This is a genomic window from Sphaerotilus sp. (genome assembly GCF_013299175.1).
Taxonomy (GTDB): Bacteria; Pseudomonadota; Gammaproteobacteria; order Burkholderiales; family Burkholderiaceae_C; genus Sphaerotilus.
The window spans coordinates 1-6,524 of the sequence record NZ_JAAFKF010000150.1; the positions used below are offsets into that span (position 1 = coordinate 1).

General features: G+C 65.8%; 6 protein-coding genes, 1 pseudogene and 2 riboswitches. Of the genes and pseudogenes, 5 read left to right on the top strand and 2 right to left on the bottom strand.

Annotated elements, in window-relative coordinates; translation table 11 throughout:
- Positions 1–98: 98 nt before the first annotated feature.
- Positions 99–238: riboswitch (glycine riboswitch) on the bottom strand.
- 12 nt (positions 239–250) lie between these two features.
- Positions 251–356: riboswitch (glycine riboswitch) on the bottom strand.
- A 539-nt stretch (positions 357–895) separates the two neighbouring features.
- Together QZW52_RS17960 and QZW52_RS17965 are read right to left on the bottom strand one after the other, a co-directional pair.
- Positions 896–2,911 (bottom strand): annotated as a pseudogene (locus QZW52_RS17960) (NADPH-dependent 2,4-dienoyl-CoA reductase); the annotation flags it as partial.
- A 41-nt stretch (positions 2,912–2,952) separates the two neighbouring features.
- Positions 2,953–3,573, bottom strand: coding sequence for a 3'-5' exonuclease (locus tag QZW52_RS17965; RefSeq protein ID WP_294001207.1), 621 nt, complete (start codon positions 3,571–3,573; stop codon positions 2,953–2,955).
- Positions 3,574–3,643: 70 nt separating this feature from the next.
- On the opposite strand from QZW52_RS17965, the gene QZW52_RS17970 reads away from it, so the two are divergent.
- The 5 genes from QZW52_RS17970 to QZW52_RS17990 all read left to right on the top strand — a co-directional run bounded on the left by QZW52_RS17970 (position 3,644) and on the right by QZW52_RS17990 (position 6,424).
- Complete coding sequence (locus tag QZW52_RS17970) at positions 3,644–4,015, top strand: hypothetical protein (RefSeq protein WP_294001210.1); 372 nt, start codon at positions 3,644–3,646, stop codon at positions 4,013–4,015.
- Between the two features lie 14 nt (positions 4,016–4,029).
- Positions 4,030–4,608 carry a DUF2242 domain-containing protein gene (locus QZW52_RS17975; RefSeq protein WP_294001213.1) on the top strand — a complete coding sequence of 193 codons (579 nt, stop codon included), beginning with the start codon at positions 4,030–4,032 and terminating at the stop codon, positions 4,606–4,608.
- A gap of 62 nt (positions 4,609–4,670) precedes the next feature.
- Positions 4,671–4,922: a hypothetical protein gene (locus tag QZW52_RS17980; protein WP_294001216.1), complete on the top strand. Its 252-nt coding sequence runs from the start codon at positions 4,671–4,673 to the stop codon at positions 4,920–4,922.
- A 205-nt stretch (positions 4,923–5,127) separates the two neighbouring features.
- Complete coding sequence (gene infA, locus QZW52_RS17985) at positions 5,128–5,391, top strand: translation initiation factor IF-1 (protein ID WP_294001219.1); 264 nt, start codon at positions 5,128–5,130, stop codon at positions 5,389–5,391.
- 178 nt (positions 5,392–5,569) lie between these two features.
- Positions 5,570–6,424 carry a family 16 glycosylhydrolase gene (locus QZW52_RS17990; protein WP_294001222.1) on the top strand — a complete coding sequence of 285 codons (855 nt, stop codon included), beginning with the start codon at positions 5,570–5,572 and terminating at the stop codon, positions 6,422–6,424.
- The last annotated feature ends 100 nt before the right edge of the window (positions 6,425–6,524 follow it).

Sequence of the window (6,524 nt, forward strand, 5' to 3'; positions counted from 1 at the left end):
GGAGGGCGTGCAACGGGGTTTGCAGCAGGGGAGCGGACATGGGCAGGCTTCTCGAAGGCAACGGATCTTGAACGGATCGGTCCACCGATGTCGGTGGTGGTGCCCTCGCTGTCCGCTTTACCTGAGAGATTGACGCGACCCCGGTGTGGCCGGTGTCGCGCTTGCCCCTTCGGTGGACCGCGATCGCTGCTGACCTGTTGGTCGAGGCACCGCGCGGTCTCTCTCCAGTGAGGTGACGCCGCCCTGAGGGCGACGTTTGCCAGTCCTTTTGCCTGAGCGTTCGAAACCCGGTTTCAAGCGGGCCTCTGCGCCTTCGGCGGCCGGCTCTGGGCGCGGCTCTCTCCTGGCGGCGTGCAGTTTAACCGCAGTTCGGGCCTGCTGCGCTCGGTCAGGCGCCCGGTTTGCCTGCCTTGGCCGCCTGGTACGCGGCCAGGTAGGGCGCCAGCCGCTGCCCCATCTCGTCGCCCAGCGCCTGCAGTCCGCTCATCGGCCGCACCATCACCTCGAACTCGGTGATCTTGCCCTCGGCATCGAACTGGATCAGGTCCACGCCCTTGAGCGACTTGCCGTTGACGCTGGCGCTGAACTCCAGCATCACGCTGTGCCCGTCCGCGCTGGCCATCTCGCGGTGGTAGGTGAAGTCTGCGAAGACCTTGCTGACCGTGCTCAGGATCAGTTGCACCACCTGCGCGCTCGGGTAGGGCGTGTGCGCCATCGGCGAGCGGAAGACGGCCTTGCGGTGCAGGATCGCGCCGAGTTCGCTCAGGTCGCCCTGCGCCACCATGCGGTGCCAGTGCGCGAGGCTTTGCGCGACGGCGGCGGGCAGGCGCTCGGACAGCGTGGCGACCGGCGCTGCCTGCGCGCCCGCTTCGGCGGCGGCCGGATCAAAGCCCAGCGCCAGCTCGGTGCCCTGCTTGATGGCGCGCTTGGCGTCCAGCTCGGCGGCCACGTCGGCGCCGCCGATCAAGTGGACCGCGCAGCCCGCCGCCTGCAGTGCGGCTTGCAACCCGCGCTGCGGCTCCTGCCCCGCGCACAGCACCACGGTGTCCACCGCCAGCGTGATGTCGCGCTCGCCGACCGTGAGGTGCAAGCCCTCGTCGTCGATGCGGCGGTAGGTCACGCCATTGACCATCTCCACCTGCCGGTTCTTCAGCGAGGTGCGGTGAATCCAGCCCGTCGTCTTGCCCAGGCCATCGCCGACCTTGCTCGCCTTGCGCTGCAGCAGCGTCACCTTGCGCGGACTCGGCTCGATGTGCGCCGGGGTGAGGCCACCGCGGTGGGCATAGGCTGTGTCCACGCCCCATTCGGCGAAGAACTTGGCCTTGTCGAGGCTCGGGCTGGTGCCTTCGTGCAGCAGGTATTCCGCCACGTCGAAGCCGATGCCGCCCGCACCGATCAGTGCCACCTTGTGCCCCACGGCGCACTTGTCGCGCAGCACGTCGAGGTAGCCGACCACCTTGGGATGGTCGATGCCGGGGATGTCCGGCGTGCGCGGCGTGACCCCGGTGGCGAGCACGACATGGCGGAAACCGGCGTCCAGCAACTCCTGCGCGGCGACGCGGTGGTTCAGCTTCAGCGTCACGCCGGTAAGTTCGATCTGCTTGCCAAAGTAACGCAACGTTTCAAAAAACTCCTCCTTGCCCGGCACCTGCTTGGCGATGTTGAACTGACCGCCGATCTCGCTGCCGGCATCGAACAGCGTCACGTCGAACCCGCGCCGCGCCGCCGTCGTCGCGAACGCCAAGCCCGCCGGCCCGGCCCCGACCACGGCCACCCGCGCTTTCGTGGTGGCAGGACGCTCGATCAGGATCGTCTCGTGGCACGCCCGCGGGTTCACCAGACACGAGGTGATCTTGCCGCCGAAGGTGTGGTCCAGGCACGCCTGGTTGCAGCCGATGCAGGTGTTGATCTCGTCGGCGCGGCCCTCGGCGGCCTTGCGCACGAAGTCGGCGTCGGCGAGGAACGGGCGCGCCATCGACACCATGTCGGCCATGCCGTCCGCCAGGATCTGCTCGCCAATCTCGGGCGTGTTGATGCGGTTGGTGGTGATCAGCGGGATGCCGACCTTGCCCTTGAGGCCCTGCGTCACCCAGGCGAAGGCGGCGCGCGGCACCTTGGTGGCGATGGTCGGGATGCGTGCCTCGTGCCAGCCGATGCCGGTGTTCAGGATCGTCACGCCCGCGGCCTCCAGCGCCTGCGCGAGCTGCACGACCTCGGCCTGCGTCGAGCCGCCCTCGATCAGGTCGAGCATCGACAGCCGGAAGATCAGGATGAAGTTCGCCCCGACCTGTGCCCGCGTCCGCCGCACGATCTCCAGCGCGAAGCGGATGCGGTTCTCGTAGGCGCCGCCCCACTCGTCATCGCGCTGGTTGGTCTGCGCGGCGATGAACTCGTTGATCAGGTAGCCCTCGGAGCCCATGATTTCCACGCCGTCGTAGCCCGCACTCTGCGCGAGGGCGGCGGCGCGCACGTAGTCGTCGATCGTCTGCTCGATTTCCTCCCCCGTCAGCGCCCGTGGGCGGAAGGGGCTGATCGGCGCTTTCAACGCGCTGGGGGCGACCAGCTCGGGGTGGTAGGCGTAGCGGCCGAAGTGCAGGATCTGCATGGCGATCTTGCCCCCCGCCTCATGCACGGCCTGCGTCACCACACGGTGCTTGTCGGCCTCGGCCTGGGTGGTCATGCAGGCGCCACCGGGCATCGGGCGTCCCTGGTCGTTGGGTGCGATGCCCCCCGTGACGATCAGGCCGACGCCACCGCGGGCGCGCTCGGCATAGAACGCGGCCATGCGGGCGAAGCCATCCTTGGCTTCCTCCAGTCCGACGTGCATGGAACCCATGAGCACGCGGTTCTTCAGCGTCGTGAAACCGAGGTCGAGCGGGGCGAGCAGGTGGGGGTAGACGGAGACGGTCATGGGTGGAGTCCGTGCGTGGGTGGGATGTCGTGGGGTGGGCGTCATGTCTGGGATGCTGTGGCCAGCAAGCGCCCAAGCTTCGCTTTGGGGCACGCCTGCACCTGCATCAACCAGTCGTGGTCAGCGCGTCCGGTGCCGCTCGGGCCGCGCAGATCCTGCTGGATGCGGGCGAGCAGGGCTGCGGCCATCTCCGCGTCGGCCATCGCCCGGTGCGCCTGACCAGTGCGGGGCAGGCGGTGGAAATCGACCAGCGTGCCGAGCTGGTGGTTGGGGGCGTGCGGATACAGGCGCCGCGACAGCATCACCGTGCAGGCAAACGGGTGGGGCGCCGCCAGCCCGACCTGCGCCAGCTCGGCCTGCCAGAACTTGCGGTCGAAGGCGGCGTTGTGCGCCACTATCGGCGCCGTGCCGACGAAGCGCGCTGCCTCGGACATGACCTGCACGGCGGTCGGTGCGCTGCGCACCATGGCGTTGGTGATGCCCGTGAGCTGGCTGATGAAGGCCGGGATGTGGACGCCAGTGAACATCAGGCTCTGGAAGCGATCGACCACCCGGCCGTGGACCTGGTCTAGTAGCACGATGGCCACCTCGGTGGCGCGGTCGCCCATCTGGGGCGAGATGCCGGTGGTTTCGAAGTCGATGACGGCGATGCAGGAAGTCATCCGGCGATGATCGCAGATCGCGGCGCAGGGGCTGTGGCATCATCCGGCGCCCTCAACGGAACCCCTGAACATGGACCTGAAACTGCCCATCGCCATCATCGACGAACTGTCCGACGGCCTCATCAAGTCCACCGGACTGCTGGACATGGCCAGTGGCGAGATCGGTAACGTCCGCTACGAGGACCACGATCTGGACACCGATGGCTTCCCGGCGCACGACGAGGATTACGAGTTCACGTCGGGTCTGCTGACGAACGGCAAGAAGGATGTCGAGTTCAGCATCACGGTCGATGTGATGGCGGCGCGCTACTCGGTGACGCCGACCGAACTGCTCGAAATCAAGAGCCGCGCTGCCAAGCTGTTCACCGCCGCGCCGGAGTCCGCCATCCCGGAAAAACCCGCGCCCAAGGCCAAGGCTGGCGGACGCCGCCCGGCGCGCTGAACCAGGAGCAGACCATGCGGCTGGTGGCTCGGTCGGGTCTGTGGGCTGTGTGGCTGGTCGCGGCGGCACTGCTGGGCGCATGCGCGGGTTCGCCTGCTGCGTCGAACAAGGCCGCGAGCCGGGTCTACCTCAACGAGGCGTTCGCCTCGACCGAGACCTTTTCGCGCGTGTTCACCTCGGGTGTCTCGGCCACCTGCGAAGCGGCCCGGCGTGCCTTGCTCAGCCAAGGCTACGTCATCACCTCGGCGGTACGTCCAGACGCCGTGAATGGCCGCAAGAGCTTCCAGCCCGAGGCGGAAGTGCATGTCCAGATCGAGTTCCACATCGTCTGCGTACCGGAGGTGACGGCCGCGTCGGCTGCGGCGAGCGATCCGCCTTCGACGATCGCCTTCGTCAATGCGGTGCAGGACCGCTACTCGCTCAAGAAGAACCCCAACTCCGCCAGCCTGGGGGTGAGCGCGATCGGGTCGCTGTCGCTGCCGGTGTCGTCGAGCGATGACTCCTTGGTCAAGGTGGCCAGCGAGACCATCCCGGCTGGGGTGTTCTATGACCGGTTCTTTGGCCTGATCGAGCGGTACCTCGACGCACCTTAGGGACGTGCCTAGGTCAGCTGGGCATGAATGGTGCTATGGTCCCCCAACGACTGGAGAGCACCATGACCGGTTCACGGCACCCGACCGCCCAGGTGGGCAGGGACGATCAACCGCCACCGCCACATCTGGAGGTGCTGCGGTCGGCATTGCTGCCAACAGTCGAGTTCCTGGGCAGGCGCCGTGCAGACCTGATCGATACATCGCTCATCGAGGATTACGTGGCCTTGAACTGGCTGGAGTGGCACGGTGGCAGCCTGCGTCTGACCGTCACGGGGCGCAATGTCTGTGCGCAGTTGGTGCACCGCTCTAAGTGAGTGAAGAGGCTGTCCAGCCGGTCAATTTGGCAAGACGGCCCCGCAAGAGTAAACTGGACAAACGCGCTGTAAAGTCGTCCGGACTTTGCAGCTGTTTTGTTTTTGCGTCACGCTTGCACTCCTTTTCTCCAAAAGATCTGTGTAGCGGCGCTCTCCATGCGCTCTTCGCTGGACTCGCATCACGTCCATTTCACAGGAGGCCCATTTGGCCAAAGAAGAACTGATCGCCATGAATGGCAGCGTCACCGAGGTGCTCCCTGACTCGCGTTTTCGCGTGACGCTGGAGAACGGCCATCAACTGATCGCCTACACCTCCGGCAAGATGCGCAAACACCACATCCGCATCCTCGCCGGGGATGCCGTGTCGCTGGAGCTGTCGCCCTACGACATGACCAAGGGCCGGATCACCTTCCGCCACATCGAGCGCCGTGGCCCTGCGCCGACACACGGTGGCGGCGCACGCCGCTGAACGCTGCGCTGCGGGAATTCTGTGTGAATTTTCCACATCAGGTCGCCTCGTCGGTCGAAAAGTGTGTGGAAGTCCCTGACTGAGGGGGTGTAGAGCGGGCAGGCAATGCCTAGGCTTGGGGGTATCAGTACGGTCTGTTTGATCAGATTGTTCAAATTAACCCAAATTGCACCCACTCATGCCCGCTTATCACCACCCTCTCAAGTCCCTTGCGTTGGCACTGGCGATGCTGCCGTTGTCTGGGTATGTCCACGCGGCTGGATCGTCATTTGCAGATGGTCTGGACAGCCAAGATCTGGGCCGCTGGGTCCGCTCGAACGATGTGTTCGCGGGTGGACCCGTGGACAACGACTGGCGGGCTGACCATGTCGCCTATGCCGGTGGCCAGATGGAGTTGCGTCTGAACACCTCGCCCTGTGCTTGGGCGCCGGAGCAGTGTGGTGGGCGCTCGTCCACCTCGGGGCAGTTGGTCAGCACCGACACCTATGGGATGGGCCGCTACACCGCCGTGCTGAAAGCGGCCAGTGGTCAGGGCGTGGTCACGGATTTCATGAAGTACACCGGCGCACTGGTCGGCACACCCACCGACCTGGTCGGGATGCACATCCAGGGCCAAGACCCGACCCGGATGCAAGTCAGCTATTACCAAGCAGATGTGGGAGCACAGTACCGCACGGTCAATCTGGGTTTTGATGCCTCTGCAGGGCTGCACACCTATGCATTCGATGCCAGCGGCGATGCGCTGCGCTGGTACGTGGACAGCAGCGAAGTCTTCAGCGTGGTGGGTGGTGCATTGCCTGTCGCACAAGGCCGTATCGTGAGCGATGTCTGGGCCGCGAATCCCACGACGGCTCCTCTGTTCGGGGCCTATACCGGGACCGCCACCCGCGCCTATTTCGACAGCATTTCGTTCCAGGCCGCTGTGGCGCCTGTGCCAGAGCCTGCCTCGGCGCTGATGTTCGTCTCAGGTGCGGGCCTGCTCGCGTGGCGTCGCCGCCGTGCAGATGTTGCTGCCGGTGTACAGAGGGGGTAATCAGGTTGGTGCCATGAAAAAAGCCCTAGAGCGTTGATTCTCAAGGGCTTTTTCTGGTTTGTCGGACCTTGGCGGACCGTCTGAATCGTTGTGGTGGTGG

Excerpts from the sequence above, each read along its gene's own strand:
- QZW52_RS17965 (WP_294001207.1), bottom strand. The coding sequence starts at position 3,573 with ATGACTTCCTGCATCGCCGTCATCGACTTCGAAACCACCGGCATCTCG.
- QZW52_RS17970 (WP_294001210.1), top strand. The coding sequence starts at position 3,644 with ATGGACCTGAAACTGCCCATCGCCATCATCGACGAACTGTCCGACGGC.
- QZW52_RS17975 (WP_294001213.1), top strand. The coding sequence starts at position 4,030 with ATGCGGCTGGTGGCTCGGTCGGGTCTGTGGGCTGTGTGGCTGGTCGCG.
- QZW52_RS17980 (WP_294001216.1), top strand. The coding sequence starts at position 4,671 with ATGACCGGTTCACGGCACCCGACCGCCCAGGTGGGCAGGGACGATCAA.
- QZW52_RS17990 (WP_294001222.1), top strand. The coding sequence starts at position 5,570 with ATGCCCGCTTATCACCACCCTCTCAAGTCCCTTGCGTTGGCACTGGCG.